Source organism: Desulfobacterales bacterium (genome assembly GCA_021647905.1).
In the GTDB taxonomy this organism is placed as follows: domain Bacteria; phylum Desulfobacterota; class Desulfobulbia; order Desulfobulbales; family BM004; genus JAKITW01.
Genome location: JAKITW010000043.1, coordinates 1 through 23,688 on the forward strand (window position 1 = coordinate 1; position 23,688 = coordinate 23,688).

Sequence of the window (23,688 nt, forward strand, 5' to 3'; positions counted from 1 at the left end):
CTTGATAGCCTGTTTATGAACAGCCGGCCCTTCTCAATGGAGCGGCCGTTGGTAGAAGAAGACCCCTTTCCCGACAGGAGGGGGTTTACTGAATGTTTACGTCGAGCGGGTTGTTGCGAGACCGACATAATTTTCTCAGGGGAACGCGCTAACACAATGGAATTTTCAAACAGACTCGCACGGCTTGAAAAGAAATTTGCCGCGTTTTTCGGCACTGACCGGGAGTGGTCGATCTCTGCCCTGCTTTACCTGATTGCCGGGGCCTTGTTTCTCTTTATGTGGGGAATGGGCGGTTATCCGCTCTGGGATCCCTGGGAGCCGAAATATGCCCAGGCCATGCGCGAGATGATTGCCAGCGGTGACTATATCTCCCCCACCCTGGACGGCTATGTCCGCTGGACAAAACCGATCCTGTTTTATTGGACCATGCTTGTCCCCATGCTGGTCGGCGGCAATAACGAGTTCACCGCCCGCCTCCCCTCGGCAATCGCCGCATTGCTCGGCGTACTGGTGGTCTACTACGTTCTCAACCGGCTGCGCGGCCGGCGCACCGCCTTTATCGGCGCCGCGATCCTTGCCACCATTCCCCAGTATTTTTACATGGCCCGCCAGGCCATGCCGGACATGCTGATGACGCTTTTCATCACCTCCGCCATGGGATTTTTCGCCCTGGCGCGCTTTGAACAGAGCCGCCGCAAACTACACCTCATACTTTTCTATACGGCCGTCGGCCTTGCCCTGCTGACCAAGGGGCCACTGACCGCGGTGATTATCCTGGGCTCCCTCTGCCTGTTCTGGCTGGTTGATTTCGGTGATTTTTTCCGGCAGCCGTTCCGCCAGTCCGCAAAAAAAATTACAAAAGAATATTACATCCTTCCAGGGCTGGTCATCATTCTGCTCATTGCGATGCCCTGGTACCTGGCAATGCTTTTTCGACATGGCAGCGATTATGTCGACTATTTTATCGGAAGCGAGAATATTGAGCGCTTCAGCCGCCCCATTCGCGGCCACTACGGGATTTTGACCTATCATCTGCGCGCGCTTTTTCACGGCATGTATCCCTGGGCCGGATTCCTGCCGCCGGCCCTGATCTTTTATTTCAGACGCCTGGAAACAGTGGACGAGGAGTGGAAGCAGCAATGGTATTTTCTCTCCTGGTTTCTGGCTATTTTTTTGATTTTCACCGTGGCCGGCACCAAACAGCCTTATTATCTGTTGCCGATAACCCCGCTGGTCGCTGTTATTGTAGCGCTTTTCTGGGAAAGATATTTTGATGCCCGCAATGGGGCCTGGCTCAGACCCGCCTTCCTGCTGGCCATTGTCTTCACCCTGCTGCCGATCAGGGATTTTCTCCTTGAAGGCAGCAAGTACATATTTGCCGTTTTTACCCTGCCATATTCCCTTGTCGGTATTGAATATTCCGCGTTCCTGAAAGCGATTTTTATTGCCTGGGCCCTGGTCCTGCTGATCGCCTGTTTTCAACGGAGGTCAATGACGGTTTTTGTCCTTGCCCTGCTCATTGCCTATGTCAACGGTATATTTTTCGTCCACCATGTCATGCCGTACCATTCCAAGGACCGGAGCATGAAATATTACCTGGAGTACTTTCAACAAGAAAAAGGGGATGACGGCCAGCTTCTCTACCTTGGCCGCCGGACCCTGTACTCCATGTACTATTATTTTGACCGCGGCAAATACCGCACCTACCGGCGGGGAGAAAAGCACCAGCTCATTGCCGATATAAAGGAGAACAGGGACCGGGATATTTTTGTTATTGCGCGAAACAGATATTTAGAAGAACTGCGGGATCTGCTTCGCGACGAACTGGGCGTAACCTGGTCGGTTGTTTCCAGAAAACATAATCGCTATACCCTGCTGCGGATAGAGCCGGCGGCCGGGCCGGATACCCCGCCGCGGTTATAGCGATGTTCATTCTCTGCGACCGGCAACCCTTATGTCATTTCTTGCACAAAACAGCACTGTCACCGTTTACCAGGACCTGGACCATGCCATGCCGGCCTGGCGGATCTTTTCCCGGAACAGCGACAGCTATGTGTTCCAGCAGTATGAATGGCTTTCGGCCTGGTATAAAACCGTTGGCCGCCGCTGCCGGCTGACACCCTGCCTGGTAGCGGTCCGCAACCCGGACAACTCGTCGCTTATTTTTCTGCCCCTTGCCATTCAGAAAGTCGTTGGCGCCTCCTGTCTGGTCTGGCTCGGCGGTCAACTGGCTGATTACCATGCCCCGATACTGCATAAAGATTTTTCCCGGCAGGTATCCGGCGACGATTTCAAGGCGCTCTGGGGCAGGATCCTGGCGGCATTGCCGCCGGTGGATGTGGTCTGTTTTGAAAAACAGCCGGAGATGGTAGGGCGACAACCGAACCCCTTTTTAGCATTACCCGGACAGGTTCCCCACGAGACGAACTTCAGTTGCCGCCTGGAAAAAGACTGGCCGCATTTTTACAACAGCCGGATTCCGGCCAAGATGCGGGCCGATTCCAGGAGAAGGAGAAGACGGCTCCGGGAACTGGGCGAGCTTCGCTTCGAGGTGGCGGACTCGGCGGAGAGGGCCGCTTTCATCACCGGAAAAATGATCGAACAGAAGGGGCAACGCTACCTGGAAACCGGCACCTACAATCTGTTCGGCCAACCGCGGTACGGAGATTTTTTCCTGAAGGGGTTCACCTTTGCGGATTGCGGCGGCCTGCTCCATGTTTCCGCCCTTACCCTTAATGGCGAAATCATTGCCGCCCACTGGGGCATGGTATATGAAAAACGGTTCTACCATTACATGCCAAGCCTTGGTGAACAATGGCGCAGATATGGCCCGGGCAGGCTCCTGCTGGAGCATCTCATTCAGTGGAGTTTTGCAAACAAGCTGGAGGTCTTTGACTTCACCGTTGGCAATGAGGAGTATAAGAGAGTCTGGCACACCGGCAAGGCAAAGCTCTCTCGATACCGCCAACCCTTTAACCTGAAGGGGCGTTTTTTCATTATCACGGAAAAGATCAAGGATGGTGTGCGGAAGATTCCCCCATTGCACAGGACCATTAATCGTTTGAGAAATTTATTTTGATCATGGGCAGCTATCCCGGGATTTCCGCTCCGGCAGGATGAACCTGTTGATAACCAGCAGGGTGAGGCCTGCCACCAGAAAGGTGTGCACCGCACAGGAAAGCGCTCTGTTGGGGAAGAGGTCCGAGGTTGCGGCAATAAGAAGCAGTGAGCCGCCGGCCGTCAGCCCCACGGGCAAAAAAATCTTCAGGTAAAAGGCAAGAATCGGCGTGCCGGTAATGGAGCATGTATAGGGCAGGGAGATAAAAAGGTTGCACACCGCCGCTGGAATGAGGGTGCCCAGGGCAACGCCGATGAGCCCGTATTTCTTTACCAGGATCAGGCTCAGGGTAAGGTTGGAGACCGCCGCAACCAGGGAGATGGCGGCGGCAAATTTTATCCTGCCGGTACCTAACAGAATCCTTGATGCTGTTGAGTCAAGGACTGAAAGCGCAATAACCCCGAGAAAGACATACAGTATCGGCAGACTTTGCCCGACGTAGTCCTCCCCCACCCACCATCTTATTATGTCCGCTCCGTACCAGGAGAAGATGATTAATCCCGGCGTAACCAGTAAAAGTGATATCTTTGTTCCCTCAAGCAGCAGTTTCCGTAAGGATTCGGCCTGGTCAGCGGTGTGCAGCTCCGAGGCCAGGGGAAAGAAGGTGTCGACAAGGGGATCGGTCAGTTTTTCGAGAAAACCAGACAGCTTTGTGCTGATTTCGTAAAAGGTTATGGCGCTGACCGGCATGAAGATGCCGATTACCAGGGTATCGATTTTATGTGAGATATTCAACGCAACATCGGTCAGGAAGGCGTAGAATGAGAACCCCCGGAGTCTGCTGATATTGCGGCGGTCAGCGGCAAAAGGAGTGATGCGGACCTGAAAGAGGACGCGGATAACCACCACCTTGAAGAGGAGTTCGTAGGCAATCTGTCCCGTGAGGATCAGGATAAGCGCCAGCAGGCCGTAGCCCTTGATGACAAAAACCACGGTAAGGCCCGCCATCAGGAGCGTGCCGGAGGCAGAGCAGATATTCAGCAGATCAAAGCGCTGGTATCCTTCAAAAACCGCAAAGAACAGCCTGGCAAAATAGGAAAGAACCGCGGCAAGGCCGATGAGCCAGATCGCTTTGACAAAAAGCGCCTGGTCGGCGTCAGCCAGGTTGAAGAACCGCGGGCCGAACTCCGCGGCCAGATAAATGACCGGGATGGTGATAATGCTGACAAGAAAAAGGAACAGAACCGCGGAACCGATTATGGACTCGATCTCTTTTTTTTCGCCCCTGGCCTTGTACAAGGAGACATAGCGGATGACCGCCGGCATGATCCCAAGCTCCAGGAGCCGGAAATAGGCAAGGATCGTATTGAGCAGGATCCAGGCGCCAAAGGTTGCGGTGCCCAGGGAGCGGATCAGAAACGGCGTCAGCAGCAGGGTGACCACGGCATTGACCGCAAAGCCGAGATAGTTGCTGACAACGTTTTTGACAAACCTGTTTTTCAGGTCAATCAGGCTGAATAAACGCATTGAACCGTTCCTGGCTGCCCAGGGCATCGTAAACGCCGCGGAAATAGAGGCTGTCGCCGATAACGCCCTGAATGGCGGAGAGTATTTCCCAGCGCAGCCCCATCCTCCGGGCCGTCTCAAGTACGGCCTGGGAGGTTGCCAGGACGAGGTTGCCAAGGGGCTGGCGATGAATGATCATGGGCCTGATGATTTTTTTTGTCATGGTTGCCGGATAAAAGCGGCCGGCCCGCAGTTTTTTCTTTAACTCGGGGAACTCCCGGATGAGCTGCAGGTGTGACCGGCCGTCAACATATATGTCCCGGCACCAGGCATAAAAGGTCTTGTCGAATATCTGGGCCGCCACCGCCTCCGGGCAGAAGGCGACCCGGAGGCCGGCCCGCAGAATTTTTTCACCCATGTGAAAGTCTTCCGTTCTTCTCAGCTCCTCGCGGTAGCCGCCGAGCTGCTCGTACAGGGAGCGGGGCATGGAGATATTGCCGCCGAACAAGCTGGTGGAGGTCAGCTCCTCCGGGTTGTCCAGCATTTTTTTTGTATGCTCATCTGCCCATTCCCTTACCCGGTCGGTGAGGAAATTAACCGGAGTCTTATCTGAAAGCGGTATGGGGCCGATGACCACATCAGCCTGTTGATGGGCGGCAAGATGATTTTCAACAAAGGTGGCGTTGGTCAAGATATCGCTGTCAATTATTATGATTATTCCGCCGGCCGCATCCCTGGCCCCCCTGTTCAGGGCCGCGGCTCTTCCCTGGTTCGGCTGTTCAATCAGCTTGAGCGGAAAAGGGGTGGACAGTTTCCCAAGGGCCTCTTTTGAACCGTCGGTTGAACCGTCCAGGACAACGATTACCTCGAAGCGGTCCGCAGGCCAGGTCTGCCTTGTCAGCTGTTCGAGGCAGGGAATCAGGGTGTTTTTGCTGTTATAGGACGGGATAAGGACGGTTGCGTCCAGGCCTGGTTCGTTCATTTCCTTATGAACCGGATTATTTTGTTATAGCGTTTTTTTAATATGGTGCGCAGTCCGGCGATCGGGCTCCACCCCCACCGTACCTTCAGGATAAAATCGATAAAAAAATCATTGCCGAATATCTCCACCCGGGGCAGCAGATGCAAATCCTGGCCCGGCCGGCACAATCCCTGGTCAACCGTGAAGGAACATCGTAATCCAAGTGATCGCATGATGGCAGGGGTATTGTCATCCCGTTCGCCATAAGGATAGGCCAGGAATCTCACCGGCCGGCCGGTTATCGGTTCCAGCACGTCAATGCAGTCCCGCACCTCCGCGACTATGGTCCCGGGCGCTGCTCCCTTCATTGACAGGTGGGTCTTGCCGTGGGCCTGAAAGTCCAGGATGTCGCCGTATCTGTCAACCATGGCTGAAATTTCCCCACGGCTTAACAAGGGAATATCCGGGGCCCGCTCCACCCAGTCCGTGGAGAGCCCTGTTTTGCCGGTGTTGATGAACAGGACATGGGGGAAGTTGAGTCTGGCCAGGATCGGCGTGGCAGTATCCTTCAGTTCCTGGTAGCCGTCGTCAAAGGTGATGATCACCGGTTTTTCCGGCAGCGGCCCGTTGTGGTCCAGATAATCGTACAGGGTATTGAGGGTGATTGCCTGGTAGCCCTTTTCTTTAAGCCATTGCATCTGGCGGGCAAACCTTTTTACGGGCATGATATAGAGGCGGAAGGCATGGTTTCTGGTATCCGAAACATTGTGATAACAGAGGATCGGAATACCTGCCGGCCGGAATTTTCGCAGGTCCTTGGCCGCTGCAAGGTCCCCTTTGCGGAAGCAACAACCCGGGGCCAGGTTTTTGGGGTCGCTACTTCCTGCCAACGGGCCTGTCGCCTTTCCCTCCAGGGATGGCGCCACCTTCCGCAGCAGGATGATAATATTATAGGATAACGACGAATATGAGACCGAAAAGTCAAGCCGCATGATCTGGAAGAGTATTCTCATGGGCAGGGCGAGCATTTTCCCGGCAACAGCTGATGGGCCGCATCGCCGCCGCAGCCCCTGCAACTGGTCAATGAGCCAGGCGCTCAGGATAAAGATATAGGAGCCGCGCCGGCACAGCCGTTCGCATCTCCAGCCTGTTCTGCAACAGGAAAGGACCCGGTCCAGGCGGAGATATTCGGCCTGATACCCCTTTGCCGCCTTTTGTTTGCGGAACAGGCCTTTCAGGCGGTTGGCGATGTTATAGGGATCAACAAGGGTGGAAAACTTTCCGCCCTCGGGAAAGGTTATTATCAGCCTGCCGTTGTCTTTAAGGACCCGGTGTAATTCAGCAAGGACCTGTTCGATCGGTTTGATATACTGCAGGCATTCCGCGGCAACGATCAGATCGAACGAGGCGTCCCTGAACGGCAGAAAAAGGGCATTGCCATGGACAAACGAGATTTTCTCAGCCGGCTGCCATGCCGGATGCCTTTCCAGGTCAAGGGCCACAAGGTGTTTTTGTGATTTTGCCAGCACAGCGGAAAGATCGCCCTTTTTACAACCGATATCCAGGGTCAAGGCGTTTTGGTCCGCGGCCAGTTCCCTGACCAGGCGGCGCAGTCCTTCATGTTTTTGATAAAAACCGGATACCAGGTTCATTTGACGGCGAGTCCTTTTAAAAATCCGGCAACAATTCCCTTGAGGTGAATGGCTCCGTCCTGGATCCTCTCCTGGTCGGCCAACAGAAGACCGAGGGTGAGCCGCCGTAATTTTTGCAGAAATATCAACAAAATATGCCAGCCGAACATGAGGCGGCCCTGCCTCAGACAATATCCGGCAATGCCTCCCTGCCCATAAGCGTAGTTAAACTTCAGCTTCCGGTTATCCTTTCTGCCGCGCCAGCCGGAATGAAAGACCACGAGTTTGGGGCTGTATAGAATTTTTGTTCCGCTGCTGATCAGCCGGCAGGCAAGCTCACCGTCTTCGTTGCTCGGAAAAACAGCGCCCGGCCCGAAAAGCTCGTTAAACCTGCCGGCCGCAAGAAAAGCCCGGCGGCTGATAAAGCAGTTGGCCCCGACAAAACCGGGTTGGACCGGATTGGTTTTTTTATCAATCCATTTCGTGTTCGTCTCAAGGACCAGGTTGAGATATTCTTCATTCCCGGCCCCCCCTTCTTCGGGCAGCATCCTGCCGCAGAACGCCTCGATTCCGGGATATTCCGCGCTGAGTTGCAAAAAAGTCTCAAGCCATTTTTTGTCGACCATCACATCGTCATCGGTCAGGGCGAGAAAATCACCGGCACAGATTTCAACCGCCCTGTTCAGGGCCCTTGATTTCCCGCGCCTGTCCAGCCGTTCATAACGAATTACAGTGGAACCGCTTGCAATACCCGCTACTGTTTCTTCCGTTGCATAACCATCGCTCTGGTCGGCAACAATAATCTCGTCCGGCGGCCGGCTGTTGTCCAGCAGGGATTGAAGGCAATTTTTCAAATGGTCCGGGCGGTTACAGGTGGCGATCAGGACAGAAATTCTCATCGGCTCGCCCCCTTGCGGTGCCTGGCTCTCCAGCCGGCAAAGCCCTGGATGATGCTCCGGGACCATTCCAGGTTGATCCGGCACTTCACCATCCTGCCGAGCAGCAGGTTGTAGGGCACGCCAGGGTACCTGGACAGAAAGTTGCGGCCGAAAACGACCGTTGCCGGGTAATAGTCCCCCTGGGCGGCAAATTTGGCCAGCATGGCACCGACCCCCATGCCGTAGTTATGGGCATTTTTAATCTCCTCCTCATCGTTACGCCAGTCCGGATGAAAGGCGCGGATGGTGTTGGTATAGGTGACCTGAAGCCCTTCTTTCATCACCCTGTACACCATGTCCCCATCCTCGGCGCCGGGAAAGTCGCTGCCCTGTCCCAGGAGCGGATCGAATTCGCCCACCAGGTCGAAAACAGATCTTCTGAAAAAGGCGTTGCCGCCGCTGGGCCCGAGCCGCCAGGGATCATTGCGGCCGCGCAGGCTGAAGGTTCTTGCCGGCGACTCTGCCTGGGCGGTTTTACAAATATCCTCAACAGTATTGTAGACCTCGCCTATCCAGACGTGTGATTCCGGCAGTTTTTCAATGACTTCATGGGCCGCGGCCAGCCAGTTCTCCGCCGGGATGCAGTCATCGTCAATAAAGCCGATGATCGGGAAGCAACTTGCCCGGATGCCGGTGTTCCGCGCCCGTGACAACCCGGTTTCAGTGGAGGGCACATGAACAATTCGGGCCTGGCCCAGTTCATCGAGAGCCCGGGCGGTGGCCTCGGCGCGGCCCTGGTCCACCACGATGATTTCGTCGGGCAGCACCCTGTTTTTCAGTAATGCGTCCAGGGATTTCAAAAGAAACCCGGGACGATTCCTTGTGGGGTAAACAATTGAAATTTTATTAGATTTTCCCATGATTAGTGTCCATCCGCACGGAACTCCCGCAGTCCATGGGTGAAACCATTCCATGCCGCCCGACTCAGTTCAGGCCGGCCAAGGGCCAGAAATTTTAATACCGGCAACAGGACCCGCCTGAAAAAGTACCAGGGGAAGAAAAACAGGATAAAGGAGATGAACGGCACATGTTTCCGGGCGCAGAACAACCGCTTCTTGGTCGTGTGATAGAGGTTGAAGGAAGTTGGCCGGTGAAAGGAAAATTCCGAGAAATGCAGGCAGCGGGCCGTTGACGCCACCGCAATGTCATACCCGCAATCCCGGATGCGCAGGCAGTAATCTATATCCTCGAACCCGTATGGGTCAAAGAGAGGGTCAAACAGGCCGACCCGTTCAACAACCTGCCGGCGGATAAGGCCGATGGCGCCGGTGGCAAAATCATTATTCCGGTAACCGCGGCCCGGCTGCCGTCTGATGACGGGCTGGCCAAGGTTGCGCAGATAGGCGCCCCCGGAAGAGAGGACCCGGCCGTCAATGTTCAGCATATAGGGGGCGGCAAGTCCGGTTGATGGATTTTTTTCAAGTTCCCGCAACAGGTTGCCCAGACAGCCCTTTTCCAGTTCAATATCATTGTCAAGGTTCAGAATATACGAATATTCCCGGTCCAGAAAAAAACGAAGAGCCTCGTTTCTACCGGAGGCAATGCCTGTGTCCGGGTCTGTTTTCCGGTAGAGCAGCCCGGGATATGCCTTCTGCAGCCGTGCCCCAAGGCCCGGTTCCGCACTGGAGTCCACCACCAGGATATCACATGGGGCGCTGTTCTGTCCGGCAACCGCCGCCACTGTCCTGAACAGGCAGTCCTCGCGGCTGGCGTGCAGAATGGCGGCAAGAATAGGAGCAGTGGGTTGGCTCATCCTGTTTCTGTCCGGTTTATATGAAAGTCGTTCCGGACGAAGCTCGCTGTCCGGGGAGATTTTCATTGTTGGTTGTGGCTGCGGCCCAAAAATTATGGTCCAGCCCTGCTGGTTTGTCTTTATAAGAAAGTCGCCGCCCAACAGATTCCTTGCCCGGCCGGAGTGACGCCTTTCATTCTTTTGTTGCGGCTACGGCCCAAAATTTGGTCCAGCCCTGCTGGTTAGTATTGTGCCGATCTCTTCAATGGTATTGACCAGGTGCTGCCAGGAGTTTTTTTCATTTTCCCTGCTGATATTTTCATGAAAAGGGGTGTCTGTGTCGCTGAAAAAACGTTTTGCCGCGGCCGCGATTTCATGGGGATTGCCCGGCTCCACCAGCAAGCCGGTGACCCCGTCCGCCACGGCCTCGGATATGCCCCCCACCCGCGAGGCGAGTACCGGGACCTGAAAACCGTATGCCATCTGGATGACCCCGCTCTGGCTGGCGGTGGCATAGGGTGCGGCCAGGATGTCCGCGGCCCTGAAATAGTTCCCTATCTCTTCGTTGGCCACATAGCGGTCAACCAGGGTGAGTTGGCCCCGGTCCTGCAGCAGCTCAACGGCCTGCCGGTATTCAGCCCGGTCCTCGTAGAACTCCCCGACTATCAACAGATGGTAACCCTCTTCCGCGGGCAGTTCCGTCATCGCATCCAGGAGAAACCGCAGCCCCTTGTACTTTCGAATGAGCCCGAAAAACAGCAGCACCTTCCTGCCGCTCAATCCGAGAGCGGCCCTGGCCTCTGCCCGGGAAGGGGCATGGTCGCCTGAAAAAGCCGTATACCCGGGATGGGGATTGACCAGCACCCGGGCCCGGGGGATGATTGTTAATAGACTGTCCCGGTCCCTGGCCGAATGGGTGATAAAGACCGGTGCCGCCCTTAATGCATAGCGCAGCAGCAGCCGGTCCAGCAATGATTGTTCATGGGGTAGTACATTATGGCACAGGAAGCAGCTGGGGATTTTTGCAAATTTTGCCAGCCGGGCCAGGGTGCCGAAACAGGGCGCAAAAAAGGGATGCCACCAGGAAAAGAGAATGAAATCCGGGGCCTGGGCGCGAATTTTTTTATGCGCCGCAATCCAGGACAGTGGGTTCATCGGCTCCAGGCAGGGGATATTGTCAACCGTGAGTGACTCTTTCGAGGAATCCATCTGGGTTGTGCCTGGGAAAAGAAAAACAGGATACTGTTTTTTCAGGGTGTAGAATTCCACCTCATGCTTTTCCTGCAAAGTCCGGCAGAGCAGGGTGGTATAATGGGAGATGCCGCCCCTGAACGGATGGGTAAGGCCGACGAGCGCGATTTTCATATGTTCGCGAAGGCTATAAAAATTATTCCAGGATCTGCTTGACCGAGTATCCCTGTTGACCGGATCTGGAACGGTTTGAGCCAGTGACAAACAACTCCCCCAGCAGGCCCAGTGAAAAGAACTGGGTCCCGACAAGCATCAACAGGATGCCCAGGCTCAGCATGGGACGGTCGTGCATATTCCAGGAGCGGTCGGTGAGCAGGCCGAACTTGTAAAGAACATGGGCCCCGGTCAAGACCGCCAGGACAGTGAAACCAAGGGCACAGACGATCAGGCCGCCGAGCCCGAGAAGGTGCAGGGGCCGCTTGGCAAACCGGGTGATAAAGGTCACGGTCAACAGATCGAGCATGCCCCGGATGTATCGTTCCGCCCCGTACTTGGATCTGCCGTATTTTCTGGGCAGGTTCTTAACCTTGATCTCCGCCAGGGTAAAACCCTTGGAGCTTGCCAGCACCGGGATATAGCGATGCAACTCACCATGGATATCGATCTCCGCAAGCACCTCTTTTCTGTAGGCCTTGTACGGACAGTTGAAATCATGCAGGGAGATCCGGGTAACGAACCTGACCACCAGGTTGAAGATTTTTGAGGGCATGGTCTTGTCCATCTCCGCCTTGCGGGAGTGGCGCCAGCCGACAACCATGTCGTAACCATCTTCAATTTTTTTTATAAAAACAGGGATTTCATCGGGATCCTCCTGCAGGTCCGCATCCATGGTTATGATAATATCCCCCCTGGCGTGACTGAAGCCGGCGCTGTATGCCTCGGACTTGCCGAAGTTCCGGCGGAACTGGATGACCCGCACCCGCTTGTCGGCCTGCCGGATCGTTCGCATGATCTCAAAGGACTGGTCAGTGCTGCCGTCGTCAACAAAAATAATCTCATAGTTGTTGGGCAGCCGGTCCATGGACCGGGTTATGTTCCGGTGCAGTTCCTTGAGGCTTTCCTCTTCGTTGAGAACCGGCAGCACAAGCGAGATGAAAGGATGTTGGGAAAGATCAGCCATGTGCGCTCCTTAAAAGGTTTACAGCCATCCCCTGGCAATATAGTCGTTGATTGTCATGCAAATGCCTTGCCGCAGGTCAACCAGCGGGCAGTAGTGCAGTTCCTGTTGCGCCTTTTTAATGGAGTAGCCGAAGTTGTCCGCCATCATCATCACCTTGCCGCGGGTCAGCATGGGCTCAAAGTCAAAGATTCGGCCCAGCGCTTCCAGCACCGTGGCGCCGGGCGCTGCCAACCCCCTGGGAATTGATATCCGCGGCCGGCCGACATCCAGGGTATCGGCAATGGTATTGATAAGTTCTTTTTTGGTGACCGGCCGTTGGCCGCCGATGATATATATTGCGCCCCTTTTTCCATGTTGCATGGCAAGCCGTATGCCTGAAACAACGTCATCCACGTATACCGGGGTATTGACGCTTGCCCCGCCATTGAGAAAAATCATCCTCCCCTTTTTGACGGCCCTGAAAAGGGGCAGCTTGTGGGTGTCGCCGGCGCCGTAGGTAAAGGTCGGCCGCACGACAAGGGCATCAATTCCCAGTTGGGCCGCTCGCCCGGCGACCTGTTTTTCCGCAACAAGCTTGGCCTTTTCGTAGGGGGTAGCGGGACGGCACGGATATGTCTCATCCGCCTCCCCGGCCTGTTGCAGCGGGCCGGTTACCCCGGCGGCGCTGATATGGATGAAGCGTTCCAGGGCCGAGGCGGCAAACCGCTCCAGCAGATTGATGCTCCCCTGTACATTGACATCATAGAGCGTTGCGTAATCGGTTCGCCACTTACCGAGCAGCCCGGCACAGTGGACAACGGTTGTTATACCCTCGGCAATGCCTTGCAGCGAGGCCGGGTCAGTGATATCGCCGACAAACCGTTGCACTCCCCGGGGCAGGTCGCCATCTTCTCTTCTGGTGAGAGCGCGGACACCATGGCCGTGAAGCAGGAGTTCCTTGACAAGGCGCGCGCCAATCAAGCCGGTTGCGCCGGTTACCAGGATGTTTGTATCGCTGGCCTGCACGGACAAAAGCCCCCATGAATGCACTCAACGGTCTATCTATTGAGTATAGTTTGGTTTTACGGTACCATAAAGCTGTCCACAAAAGCAAAGAAATGACCCGGGGCTGCTGACACGCCTCGGCCGTGATCAGTTAGTGTTAAGGGTGTCCGGCAATCCGGTGACAGAAAAAAAGATGGCGGAGATTGAAGGAAAAGGGGTGGATTACGAGCGTTATGCCCTGCGTAAACTCTTTCACGCATTGGTTTCAAGCTATTCACTGCGGTCGGTCCTGGAGATTCCCGCCAGGGGCGAGAAGGCCATGCCGTCAATCTATTCCCTTGCCTTTGCCGAGGCCGGCTGCCGGGTTTTTTTGATAAACGGTGAGGAAAAGTCCCGGTGGGCCTGGGAGGAGCTGGAACTTTGCGCGGAGTTCCGCAACTGTCCGGACCTGCACCATACCGGTCTGCAAGGTGCAGGCCATGACCTGGTCTGGAATTTCATGCACCTTGCCAAGGATGGCGATCCCGGGGCCATGCTGGCCGAGATGGCACGGTTGAGCCGAAGGTACATCCTGTTCATCGGGGTGAACAGGTTCAACCCGGGTTTTTTCAGCCACCGGATGGCGCACAGGCTGTTCCGGGTACCCTGGAACCATGGGAATATTCATTTCATGAACCCGTTTTTTGTCCGTGAATATTTCAGCAAAAACGGCCTCGCCGTATTGAAGACCGGTGTGGTGGATACGCCCCCCTACCCGGACTCCCTGGGCATCAGGGATATGAGGCTGCACCGCATGGATGTTGATTTGAACACCATCGACTGGGACAGCCGGACGGTACACTGGATGAAGGCGGGAAGGTATCCCCACAAAATCAAGCTGCTCTACCTGTTTGAACAACTGCCCCTGCCCTTTCTTGCCAAGCTGCTCTATGCCCATCTTTTTTATGTGCTTGCTGAAAAGCAATGAACCGGTTGGAAGGGAAGAGTTTTTTTACTTCGTACTCGTGCTCGTGAACGTACTCGTACACGAAGATAAGTGCCCTTGGCAAACGACAAGTCCATTTATCGAGCGACTCTCCTTGATAATCCATCCTGCTTGCTCGCAACATATTTATTTTTTTCTTGTCTCGATCACGTTTACGTTCACGTTCACGAGCACGAGCACGAGCACGAGCACGTCAAAAACGGGTCTTGGACCCGTATCCCGACTTTCAGTCGTTAAGTTAACCCACCGTCTTCAGACGGTGGTTGTTAAGTTTTTGGTTTGCGCTTGTGAAACCAGCTTCTGTCCGGTATAATACATGTTTTTTTGTTCGGGAAAAAGAAAGGGTTGTGGCCGGAAGGATAAAAGGTCTCCCCGGCACGGCAAGGACCGCGCTTCGTGGCGACTTTCATATAAAGAGCCCGGAAAAGGGGCGTGACAGTGTCGGGAAAAATTGTCTGCACCAACAAAAAGGCCTATCATAACTATACCATTGACTCGGTTCTTGAGGCGGGTATGGTTTTGAACGGGCCGGAGATAAAATCCCTGCGGGCCGGCAAGGCGAACCTGCGGGACGGATATGCCCGGATCAGCAACAACGAGGTCTTTTTATACAATGTGCATATTTCGCCCTACTCCCATGCCACCAACGTCACCATGGACCCGATGCGGACCCGGAAGCTGCTCCTCCATCGACGGGAGATCCGCCGGCTGATCGGCAAGATCCAGGAAAAAGGGTTTGCGCTGATACCATTAAAGATATATCTTAATAACAAGGGCAAGGCCAAGGTGGAACTGGGCCTGGCCCGGGGCAAGAAATTGTACGACAAGCGGGCCTCCCTGAAAAAGAAGGAAGTCGATCGCGAGATCGAGCGGGCCTACAAGATGAACAAATAAATACAAAGGGGGCGAAACGGATTCGACGGGGACATGTAAGCTTGAAGCCGCATGCCGAGCTTCTATCTGCTCGTAAAACCGATGGAAACTACTTATAATCGCCGACGATTATAACTACGCTGTCGCAGCTTAGATCTGCGCAGCCGTCCTCCTGACCCGGCCCACCGGATCAGATCAGGGCGTCGACTCTGTGGGATAGTTCTTTGGCAGTGCCTGTTTGCCGGGGGATGAAACTTTAGCGGGCTAGCGCCAACGAATCCGGGTTCCGATGGAGTCGCTGGGGCAAAATCAAATCTCGGAACTAAGCATGTAGACGCGCAAGGGGAGTGTTTTCGGACGCGGGTTCGACTCCCGCCGCCTCCACCAAATAAAGAGAGGGGAATCAGCTAGTTGCTGGTTTCCCTCTTCCTTTTTTGGTTTTCCCTTGGTTTTCCCAAAAGGGCTCCTTGATAAATGTCTTTTACCTCTGCTGACTCCACCCGGAAATATCTCTCAAAAGCCTTGATAGGGTGGACCGCTCGCTACGCTCACAAACGGACCACCCTATCGGCCCGCTGTCGAGTTCCTCGAACACAATGAATAGAACTGGCAGGAATGTCCACCAGGATGTCAGACGGCATGGAGAAAAGTGAGCTGGATTGTACGTCAGAGATAAATGATGAACTCGTAACAACCCGAAAGGCTTCAAATGCCACCCAATAAAATCAACAAGTTACAAGACGAATCACGTCCGTCGAGCGGGTTGTTGCGAGACCGACATAAATGACTCTATACGAAGACCGAAATCATAAGTATCTATAGCATCGGTAGTATAAGCGCCGCCCAGGGCATCGGGGTTATAGGATAGGTTTTCAGCTTCTAATGGCGGGGTTTCATCAAGAGCGGTTTCAGCCTGGGTTGCCTGGGTATGTGCGTTGGATGCGGCTATCTGTGCATCAAGCAAACGTTGTTTTATGGCGTCGTTTGTCGGGTCAGCGGCAAGTTGTTGCTCAAGGTCGCTTACGATGCCGTCCCAATAGTTTTTACTGTCGTTAGCGGCAACTAAGGCTTCACTTTTGGCAGCTAACTCGCAATCATAAGGAGTCGGGGCAATATATGGCGGGGCTGTGTCAACTTGACTTGGATCCTGGGTATCAACAATTGTTACAGTGGATGGATCTGCAACAGCCATATCAGCGGTTACAGGGTGCCGGAGATGCAAGGCATCGCCAGGTGAGCTATACATCGGTATGCGAACCTGACGATAACACGGCAGATTCGGTGCCCTGTGATCGCTTGTGTTTATCCTGCTGTGCAGGGAGTTCTGAAAATCAGAATGGCGGCGGCGCCTGGCAAGGGTTCCGGTGGTGGTGGAATCTTTGTCAAAAGAACGTCTGTTATGGTATAATTATACGGTTCAGCGGGAAGCGGATCGGCCGGGGAGAGGGAAGGGATGACCGGGCCGGTAAAATCGGGCCGCGGCCTATTTGGTATAAAAAACAAAAAAAGGCTGTAACCCGTTACGGTTACAGCCCGTTTGTTTTTCCTGGTGCCGAAGGGGAGACTTGAACTCCCACGAGGATACCCCCACTAGACCCTGAACCTAGCGCGTCTACCAATTCCGCCACTTCGGCAAAAGTTGGCGACACTATAATGAGCGGGAATTTTGTTTGTCAAGATATTCTTGCCGGACAGGTAAAAAGCCCGGACAAAATTAACCGAGTCTGTTTGCCCGGCCCCCGGCCGGTCGATTGAGACCAGACGACAATATGAAGATATATACGAGCCTTGCGCAGATCGAGCCGCCGCTTGCCAATACCTGCGTGACCATCGGCAACTTTGACGGGGTCCATCTCGGCCATCAGATGTTGTTCAGCGAGGTGGTCGGCCGGGCCTACCATGATAAGCGGGTGAGCGTGGCGATCACCTTTGATCCGCATCCCCTCCAGGTGTTGCGACCGGACATCGGCATCAAGATGATCTGCACCTTTGAACAGAAAAGAGAACTGATCGAGATGGCCGGGATCGATGTCCTGGTCGTGCTCCCGTTCAGCCGGGAGTTCGCCGCCACCACGGCCGAGGATTTTGTCGACCGGATATTGATCAACAAGATCGGGGTCAACCACCTGGTGATCGGTTATGACTATGCCTTTGGCAAGGGGCGACAGGGCGACAGCTCGTTTCTCAGGGAACAGGGCCGGCGCAAGGGGTTTCCGGTAACAGTGGTGGAACCCTACTATGTTGATGATCTGCTGGTCAGTTCCACCATGATCCGGGAACTGGTCGGCCAGGGCCGGATGCGGGACGTAAAGAAACTCCTGGGCCGGGCCTATCAGATCCGCGGCGAGGTGCAGAAGGGCCGGCGGCGGGGCGGGCCGGTGGTCGGTTTCCCCACCGCCAACCTGCATATATCGGAAGAGGATCTCTGTCCCCGGCACGGGGTGTACGTCACCCAGGTCGCTTATGGCGGTAAATGTTACGGCGGGGTGCTCAACATCGGCTACAACCCCACCTTTGGCGAGGAGAAACTCTCGGCCGAGACCCATATCTTTGACTTTAACCAGGATATCTACGGCCATAAGATCAAGATCAACCTGCTCCGCTTCCTGCGCGGCGAACGCAAGTTTGCCGGGCCTGCTGAACTGGCCGCCCAGATCAGCCTGGATATCGAGCAGGCCAGAGAGGTGCTGGCCGAGGCGGACAAGGAGTTCCGCCTCTCATGCGAGGAGAAGTTCAACCGCTCATAGACCGGTCCGGATAATCCGGCGGCCGGTGTTTCCGGCTGGCAATGATTCAGCTTGGATTTACTTGCCATTCGAAAGAGAGTGCCTATAGTGTAGTCACATTTTCTGGTGAAACAGAAGGCGGCACTTGTTATAGTTGTTTGAAATATTTAAGAAAGAGGGTTGAATAATGTCGACGGATACCATGCGGGAGGATCTGGGCAAGATCATTGCCGAGTTGGAACAGAAATGTGTTGATAAACCGAAATCGGTTCCAGCCCACCATCATCTGGGGCTGGTGTACCTCAAGGCCGGCCGGCCGGATGACGCTGTTCGGGAACTGGAAAAGGCGCTGGAGCTGGATCCCCATTCGGTGATGACCCTGGTTAACCTGGGGGCCATTTATTTTGACCGCGGTGAGGTGGGCAAGGCCAGGCAGGTCAACGAACAGGCCCTGAAGGTTGCCCCGGAAACAGCCCAGGCCCATGCCAATCTGGGGCTGATCCGGCAGCAGCAGGGAGAGGTGGACAAGGCCATTGAGTCCTACACCCGGGCAACCCGGATCGACCCCGATCTGATCACCGCCTGGGTCAATCTGACCACGGCCCAGTTGATGGCCGGGAATAGCGGTGCGGCCCTGGAGGCTGCCCGGCAGGCGGTTTCCCTGGATCCGAACCATGGCATGGCCCAGAATAACCTGGCGGTTGCCCTTTACGAGCGCAAGGATTTTCAAAAGGCCAGACAGCATGCCGATACCGCGGCCCGGCTGGGATATTCAGTGGATCCCCGCTTTGTCGAGGCCCTGGACAGGGAGCTGGCGCCATCCGCATAAAGGATGTCCCGGTTGCCGGTTTTTTAAGTTTTTCAGGATGATACTGGCAGGGTCCGGTTCCGACCCCTGCCGCTTCTTTGTTTTTAACTACGATTATGCGTAACATAAATATCAAGACCTCGCCCTGGTGCCCTTTCTGTAATCAGATTGTCGGTCGGCCGGCAATGCTCGACGAGCGGAAAATGGGAGAATTCCCGGTGGGCCGGTGTACCTGCGGCGCGGTCTACGTCTCGGACCCGACCGGTTTCAACATCGGCGCCGCCATGGTGGACTGTCTGGTCTGCGCCTGCGGCGAGAATTGGGACCTGGCCTGGGACCTGCTGCCGGGCGACGACTACCTGACCGCCCGGCTCGAGGACTATGACGAGCAGACCCACCAGATAATCGAGACCAGGAACCTGGACGGCCGGGTGATCCGCGGGGTTCTTTATTTTATCCGCCTGCACAAGGATATTGCCGAGTTGACCGGCAAGATCGGCCCGGCCCGGCCCGGCATCCCCGGATCAAAGTCCGCGCCGTTGTTCCAGGCCCCGGTTATTCCGCTTGAGCCGGAACGCGATCCCAAGCGGGCCCGGAAACGGGCGACCAAGGAGTTGGTGCGGACCCTGGCCGAGGCCGGCGATGTCGACGCCCTGGTGGACCTTTGCTTTGACGACAAACGGACCGTCCGTTTCCTGCAGCGGCTTCTTTTTGACCCGGACGACAATAAACGCTGGACCGTGGCCCATATCATGGGTAAAGTGTTCGGCCGCGTCTCCACCCGACAGCCGGGAATGGTCAGCGATCTGCTCCACCGGCTGTTCGAGTCCTGTGCCGACTCTGCTTCGGCCAACTGGGGCGCCATAGAGGTTGTCGGCGAGATTATCGCCGTGCGGCCGGATATATACGGCTCATTTACCCGGCATCTGCTGCCCTTTGCCGGCGCGCCGCAGATGCAGCTCCAGGTGGTGTGGGCCCTGGGGACCATTGCCCGCTATCGACCCGATTTGATCCGGGCTATGTCTTTTTATAATCTTTTCGGGTTGCTGCGCAGCGAGGATCCGGCCCTGCGCGGCCAGGCCCTGCGTCTTTTCGGGCGAATCAGGGCCCGGGAGGTGCTGAAATTGATCGAGAAGCTCACCGATGACCCGGCGCCGGTGGTCATCCATGAGGACGGGGCGGCCAGGGAAACCGAGGTGGGCCTCCTGGCCCGCGAGGCCATTGCCCTTATTCAAGGAGAAGAGAAATCGTGAACGAACCGGAAGAACAACGACAAGAAATAATCGAGGAATCGGAAGAAAAAAAACAGGCCCAGGCCGATTTTGACCAGGGCAAGGTGTTTCTTGAGACCGGGGAACTGACCATGGCCGCGGCCGCCTTCCATAACGCCCTGGTCGGCTATGACCAGCTCAATGACCTGAACGGGGTGGCCAATGCCGCGGTCAAACTCGGCGACATCTGCCTGGCCCGCAAGGATTATGCCGCGGCCCTGCGCCATTTTGAGCGCGCCGATGCGATCTGCGCCAAGGAACAGGACCTGTCCAGCAGTCTGTTTCTGAAGAAAAAGTTCATCAAGGCCCGGGTCGGCCTGAAACAGTTCCGGGAAGCAGTCGCGGGGTGCATGGATCTCCTGGACATATACAGCGGTAACAACAACCCCGATGGGGCGGTCAAGATCCTGGGTACTCTCAAGGACATCTATCTAAAGATGGATGAGCCGGGCAAGGCTGCCGATGCCCTGCGTACCGTGGCCTCCATCCACTCAAGCTTCGGGCATAAACGCACGGCCGAGTCGGTGCGGGCCCAGGCCGATGCACTGGAAAGCGGCCGGAAGTAGGGGCTGAGGCCCGGAGTACCTTTGCCGGCAACGGGCCTGCTCTGTAAAAGAATGCGAATCACGGGTATATTGGTCCTGGAAACGGGACGGCAACAGTGTTTATCCGGGGGGAACTGATACATGTTTACCGGGATCGTTCAGGGAAAGGGCCGGGTGGTGGAGAAGCGGCCGGCCGGCAAGGGAATGGTCTTCACCCTGGCGGCGGACTTTGAGCTGCCTGACCCGCGGCCGGGAGAAAGTATTGCGGTGAACGGGGTCTGTCTCACTGCCAAGGAGATAACCGGCCCCAGGTTTTCCGTGGATGTCTCGCCGGAGAGTCTGGCCCGGACCACCCTGGGGCGGTTGGCCGTGGGCGGGGTGGTCAACCTTGAGCGGGCGCTCAGGCTCAGCGACCGGCTGGGCGGCCACCTGGTCAGCGGCCATGTGGACGGGGTCGCACCGGTCATCGAGCTGCGGCCGGAAGGGGATTTCGTCCGCTTCACTTTCGGGATCCCGGCCGGTTTTGCCCGCTATATTATTGAGAAGGGTTCCATTGCGGTAGATGGCATCAGCCTGACCGTGAACTGCTGTGACCGGGAATCGTTTTCCGTGGCCATTATCCCCCATACCCTGGAGGTGACCACCCTGGGGATTCTCGGCAAGGGTGATAGAGTGAACATTGAGGTGGATTTGATCGGCAAGTATGTTGAGAAACTGCTTGCCGTAAAGTCGGAATCAGACCGGCCGGCAGAGCCGCGGATCAATCCCGCGTTTCTTGCCGAGCATGGTTTTATCCGTTAGTGTTTTTCCGGAAAATATGGCCCAGCCATGCTGGTTAGAGGGAATATCCATGGCAGTGAGCAGCATTGAAGAGGTAATCGAGGACATCCGGGCCGGCAGGATGATCATCCTGGTCGATGACGAGGACCGGGAGAACGAGGGTGATCTGTGCATGTCCGCCGAGGCGGTAACGCCGGAGGCCATCAATTTCATGGCCAAGTACGGCCGGGGCCTGATCTGCCTCACCCTTGACCGGGAAAATATCAAGCGGCTGGACCTGCCGATGATGGTCAAGGATAACAAGTCGCCCTATGGCACCGGATTCACGGTGAGCATCGAGGCCAGGACCGGGGTATCCACCGGAATCTCGGCCGCGGATCGAGCCCGGACCATCCAGGTGGCGGTGGACCCGAACAGCACGGCCCGGGACCTGGTGAGTCCGGGGCATATCTTTCCGCTCCGGGCCCGGCGCGGCGGGGTACTCGAACGGCTCGGCCAGACCGAGGGTTCGGTGGACCTGGCCCGGCTGGCCGGGATGACCTCCGCCGCCGTGATCTGCGAGATCATGAAGGACGACGGCACCATGGCCAGGATGCCCGACCTGGAGGAGTTCGCTGGAAAACATGACCTTAAAATCGCCACCATTGCCGACCTGGTTGCCTATCGCCTGCGCCGGGACCAGTTGGTACACCGGGCCGCCGAGGCCCGGCTCCCCTCCCATTTCGGCGGCGAGTTCAGGGCCATTGTTTATACCAATGATGTGGACAAGCACGAGCATCTGGCCCTGATCAAGGGAGAGATCGATTCGAGCAGGGAGGTGATGGTCCGGGTCCATTCCGAATGTTTGACCGGTGATGTCTTTGGCTCGGACCGATGTGACTGCGGGGCCCAGCTCCAGGCGGCGATGCGGATGGTGGCCGAGGCTGGCAGCGGGGTGGTGCTCTACATGCGCCAGGAGGGCCGCGGCATCGGCCTGGTCAACAAGCTGAAGGCCTATTCCCTGCAGGATGACAAGGGGCTGGATACCGTGGACGCCAATATCAAGCTGGGGTTTAAGGCGGACCTGCGCGACTATGGGATCGGCGCCCAGATCCTTCGTGATCTCGGGGTGCGCAAGATGTGTCTGCTCACCAACAACCCCAAGAAGATTGTCGGACTGGAGGGGTATGGGCTGGAGGTGACCCGGCGGCTGCCCATTGAGATGAAACCGATGCCGGAGAATCTGGAATATCTCCGGTGCAAGAAGGACAGGATGGGGCATCTGCTCGAATTGACGGAAGAAAAAAACAGCGCTGCCGGCAAATAGGCGTCATCCTCCGGTTCCGGGTCCTGTCCCGGGGCGGGGGATTATGCTGGCAGAGGGTCAACCGGTCCTTTGGGCTGTAATGGATCGCATATCCCCCAAGAGGGGCACTGAACATAGTACCCGTCGAGCGGGTACTGAACTGAGCCCGGCCCGGCCGGGCCGGGAAGAGGAGACAGGCAATGGTACGGAACCTGGAAGGGAATCTGCGGGCCGATGGCAAGAAGTTCGGGGTCGTTATTGCCCGCTTTAATTCTTTTATCGTTGAGCGGCTGCTGGAAGGCGCCCTGGATACCCTGCAACGGTCCGGGGCAACAGCCGGCGATATTGCGGTGGCCCGGGTGCCCGGCGCCTTTGAGATTCCGCTGGTGGCCAAGAAGATGGCTGCTTCGGGCCGGTACGATGCGGTAATCTGTCTGGGCGCGGTGATCCGCGGGGCTACCTCTCATTACGACCTGGTGGCCAATGAGGCGGCCAAGGGGATTGCCCAGGCGGGAATGGAGACCGGCGTGCCGATTCTTTTCGGGGTGCTGACCACCGATACCATCGAGCAGGCCATTGAGCGGGCCGGGTCCAAGGCCGGCAACAAGGGCAGCGAGTCAGCCCTGGCGGCAATCGAAATGGTCAACCTGCTCGCCGCCCTTGCCAACTGAGAGCTGCCCGGGGGTTGGATGGGAACAAGACGTAAATCACGGGAGGCGGTGCTCCAGTTTCTCTATCAGGGCGAACTGTCCGGCCAGCCCCTCATTGAGGAGAATTTTGTTCTTTTCTGCAGCCGGTTCGATGTAAGCAGGAAGGCGGTTCCCTATGCCGGGGAACTGATTGCCCTGCTTCTGGCCCACTGGGACGAGATAACCGGGTTGATCAGCCGGCATGCCGCTAACTGGCGGCTGGCGCGGATGCCGCTGATTGATCGTAATGTTCTGCGGATAGCGGTCTGTGAACTCTGCTTCCGGGACGATGTCCCGGCCCGGGTGGTGATCAACGAGGCCATTGAGGTTGCCAAACGGTTTGGCAGCGAAGAGTCCGGTCCGTTTATCAACGGCATCCTTGACGCGGTTCGGAAGACTGAGGACAGAGGACTGAGGACTGAGGACTGAGGACAGAAAGACTGAGGACAGAAGACAGTGGACAGTGGACAGTGGGCGGAAGAATTAGTGCTGAGTGACGAGCGATGAGTAACGAGCGATGAGTTGAAACCAGAAGACAGTGGGAG

At 56.1% G+C, this 23,688-nt stretch carries 22 protein-coding genes, 1 tRNA gene and 1 other RNA gene; 13 read left to right on the top strand and 11 right to left on the bottom strand.

From position 1 onward, the window contains the following. A partial coding sequence (locus L3J03_07705; GenBank protein MCF6290864.1) for a glycosyltransferase family 39 protein occupies positions 1 to 1,923 on the top strand: 1,923 nt, incomplete at its 5' end. Positions 1,924 to 1,954: 31 nt separating this feature from the next. Next, on the top strand, positions 1,955 to 3,079 hold the full coding sequence (locus L3J03_07710) for a GNAT family N-acetyltransferase (protein MCF6290865.1): 1,125 nt from the start codon (positions 1,955 to 1,957) through the stop codon (positions 3,077 to 3,079). Here the strand turns inward: L3J03_07710 and L3J03_07715 are convergent, their stop codons facing one another. The 9 genes from L3J03_07715 to L3J03_07755 form a co-directional block, all read right to left on the bottom strand. Continuing rightward, complete coding sequence (locus tag L3J03_07715) at positions 3,080 to 4,585, bottom strand: flippase (GenBank protein MCF6290866.1); 1,506 nt, start codon at positions 4,583 to 4,585, stop codon at positions 3,080 to 3,082. Further along, entirely contained in the window at positions 4,563 to 5,546 is a 984-nt protein-coding gene (locus L3J03_07720) for a glycosyltransferase (protein ID MCF6290867.1), read from the bottom strand. The genes L3J03_07715 and L3J03_07720 overlap by 23 nt, the downstream gene beginning before the upstream one ends. Beyond that, entirely contained in the window at positions 5,543 to 7,177 is a 1,635-nt protein-coding gene (locus L3J03_07725) for a polysaccharide deacetylase family protein (GenBank protein MCF6290868.1), read from the bottom strand. Before L3J03_07725 ends, L3J03_07720 begins: the two co-directional genes overlap by 4 nt. Further along, complete coding sequence (locus tag L3J03_07730) at positions 7,174 to 8,055, bottom strand: glycosyltransferase (protein ID MCF6290869.1); 882 nt, start codon at positions 8,053 to 8,055, stop codon at positions 7,174 to 7,176. Before L3J03_07730 ends, L3J03_07725 begins: the two co-directional genes overlap by 4 nt. Then, a complete protein-coding gene (locus L3J03_07735) occupies positions 8,052 to 8,894 on the bottom strand; it encodes a glycosyltransferase family 2 protein (GenBank protein ID MCF6290870.1) in 843 nt (280 codons plus the stop codon). The genes L3J03_07730 and L3J03_07735 overlap by 4 nt, the downstream gene beginning before the upstream one ends. A gap of 62 nt (positions 8,895 to 8,956) precedes the next feature. Continuing rightward, positions 8,957 to 9,847: a glycosyltransferase family 2 protein gene (locus L3J03_07740; protein MCF6290871.1), complete on the bottom strand. Its 891-nt coding sequence runs from the start codon at positions 9,845 to 9,847 to the stop codon at positions 8,957 to 8,959. Positions 9,848 to 10,036: 189 nt separating this feature from the next. Then, positions 10,037 to 11,191 carry a glycosyltransferase gene (locus L3J03_07745; GenBank protein MCF6290872.1) on the bottom strand — a complete coding sequence of 385 codons (1,155 nt, stop codon included), beginning with the start codon at positions 11,189 to 11,191 and terminating at the stop codon, positions 10,037 to 10,039. Positions 11,192 to 11,213: 22 nt separating this feature from the next. Then, positions 11,214 to 12,197, bottom strand: a complete 984-nt coding sequence (locus L3J03_07750) for a glycosyltransferase family 2 protein (GenBank protein ID MCF6290873.1) — start codon at positions 12,195 to 12,197, stop codon at positions 11,214 to 11,216. An 18-nt stretch (positions 12,198 to 12,215) separates the two neighbouring features. Continuing rightward, on the bottom strand, positions 12,216 to 13,202 hold the full coding sequence (locus tag L3J03_07755; GenBank protein ID MCF6290874.1) for an NAD-dependent epimerase/dehydratase family protein: 987 nt from the start codon (positions 13,200 to 13,202) through the stop codon (positions 12,216 to 12,218). Positions 13,203 to 13,374: 172 nt separating this feature from the next. Between L3J03_07755 and L3J03_07760 the strand changes: the two genes are divergently transcribed. From L3J03_07760 to ssrA, 3 genes are all read left to right on the top strand, one after another. Beyond that, positions 13,375 to 14,148 carry a hypothetical protein gene (locus L3J03_07760; GenBank protein ID MCF6290875.1) on the top strand — a complete coding sequence of 258 codons (774 nt, stop codon included), beginning with the start codon at positions 13,375 to 13,377 and terminating at the stop codon, positions 14,146 to 14,148. A 456-nt stretch (positions 14,149 to 14,604) separates the two neighbouring features. Next, positions 14,605 to 15,060: an SsrA-binding protein SmpB gene (gene smpB / locus L3J03_07765; protein ID MCF6290876.1), complete on the top strand. Its 456-nt coding sequence runs from the start codon at positions 14,605 to 14,607 to the stop codon at positions 15,058 to 15,060. Between the two features lie 7 nt (positions 15,061 to 15,067). Further along, positions 15,068 to 15,426, top strand: a transfer-messenger RNA (tmRNA) gene (gene ssrA, locus L3J03_07770). A gap of 358 nt (positions 15,427 to 15,784) precedes the next feature. Here ssrA and L3J03_07775 read toward each other — a convergent pair. Continuing rightward, entirely contained in the window at positions 15,785 to 16,285 is a 501-nt protein-coding gene (locus tag L3J03_07775) for a hypothetical protein (protein MCF6290877.1), read from the bottom strand. A 301-nt stretch (positions 16,286 to 16,586) separates the two neighbouring features. After that, positions 16,587 to 16,673: transfer RNA gene (locus L3J03_07780), tRNA-Leu, on the bottom strand. 135 nt (positions 16,674 to 16,808) lie between these two features. Between L3J03_07780 and L3J03_07785 the strand changes: the two genes are divergently transcribed. The 8 genes from L3J03_07785 to nusB all read left to right on the top strand — a co-directional run bounded on the left by L3J03_07785 (position 16,809) and on the right by nusB (position 23,572). Beyond that, entirely contained in the window at positions 16,809 to 17,786 is a 978-nt protein-coding gene (locus L3J03_07785; protein ID MCF6290878.1) for a bifunctional riboflavin kinase/FAD synthetase, read from the top strand. A gap of 166 nt (positions 17,787 to 17,952) precedes the next feature. Further along, entirely contained in the window at positions 17,953 to 18,594 is a 642-nt protein-coding gene (locus tag L3J03_07790; protein ID MCF6290879.1) for a tetratricopeptide repeat protein, read from the top strand. Positions 18,595 to 18,689: 95 nt separating this feature from the next. Continuing rightward, on the top strand, positions 18,690 to 19,826 hold the full coding sequence (locus L3J03_07795) for a HEAT repeat domain-containing protein (GenBank protein MCF6290880.1): 1,137 nt from the start codon (positions 18,690 to 18,692) through the stop codon (positions 19,824 to 19,826). After that, positions 19,823 to 20,410, top strand: a complete 588-nt coding sequence (locus L3J03_07800) for a tetratricopeptide repeat protein (GenBank protein MCF6290881.1) — start codon at positions 19,823 to 19,825, stop codon at positions 20,408 to 20,410. The genes L3J03_07795 and L3J03_07800 overlap by 4 nt, the downstream gene beginning before the upstream one ends. Positions 20,411 to 20,530: 120 nt before the next feature. Beyond that, the gene (locus tag L3J03_07805; GenBank protein ID MCF6290882.1) at positions 20,531 to 21,190 is read left to right on the top strand and encodes a riboflavin synthase; all 660 of its coding nucleotides are present in this window, start codon (positions 20,531 to 20,533) and stop codon (positions 21,188 to 21,190) included. A 49-nt stretch (positions 21,191 to 21,239) separates the two neighbouring features. Then, on the top strand, positions 21,240 to 22,475 hold the full coding sequence (locus L3J03_07810) for a bifunctional 3,4-dihydroxy-2-butanone-4-phosphate synthase/GTP cyclohydrolase II (GenBank protein ID MCF6290883.1): 1,236 nt from the start codon (positions 21,240 to 21,242) through the stop codon (positions 22,473 to 22,475). Between the two features lie 179 nt (positions 22,476 to 22,654). After that, a complete protein-coding gene (gene ribE, locus L3J03_07815; protein ID MCF6290884.1) occupies positions 22,655 to 23,125 on the top strand; it encodes a 6,7-dimethyl-8-ribityllumazine synthase in 471 nt (156 codons plus the stop codon). Between the two features lie 18 nt (positions 23,126 to 23,143). After that, positions 23,144 to 23,572 (top strand): transcription antitermination factor NusB, encoded by a 429-nt coding sequence (gene nusB, locus L3J03_07820; protein ID MCF6290885.1) that lies wholly within the window; start codon positions 23,144 to 23,146, stop codon positions 23,570 to 23,572. The last annotated feature ends 116 nt before the right edge of the window (positions 23,573 to 23,688 follow it).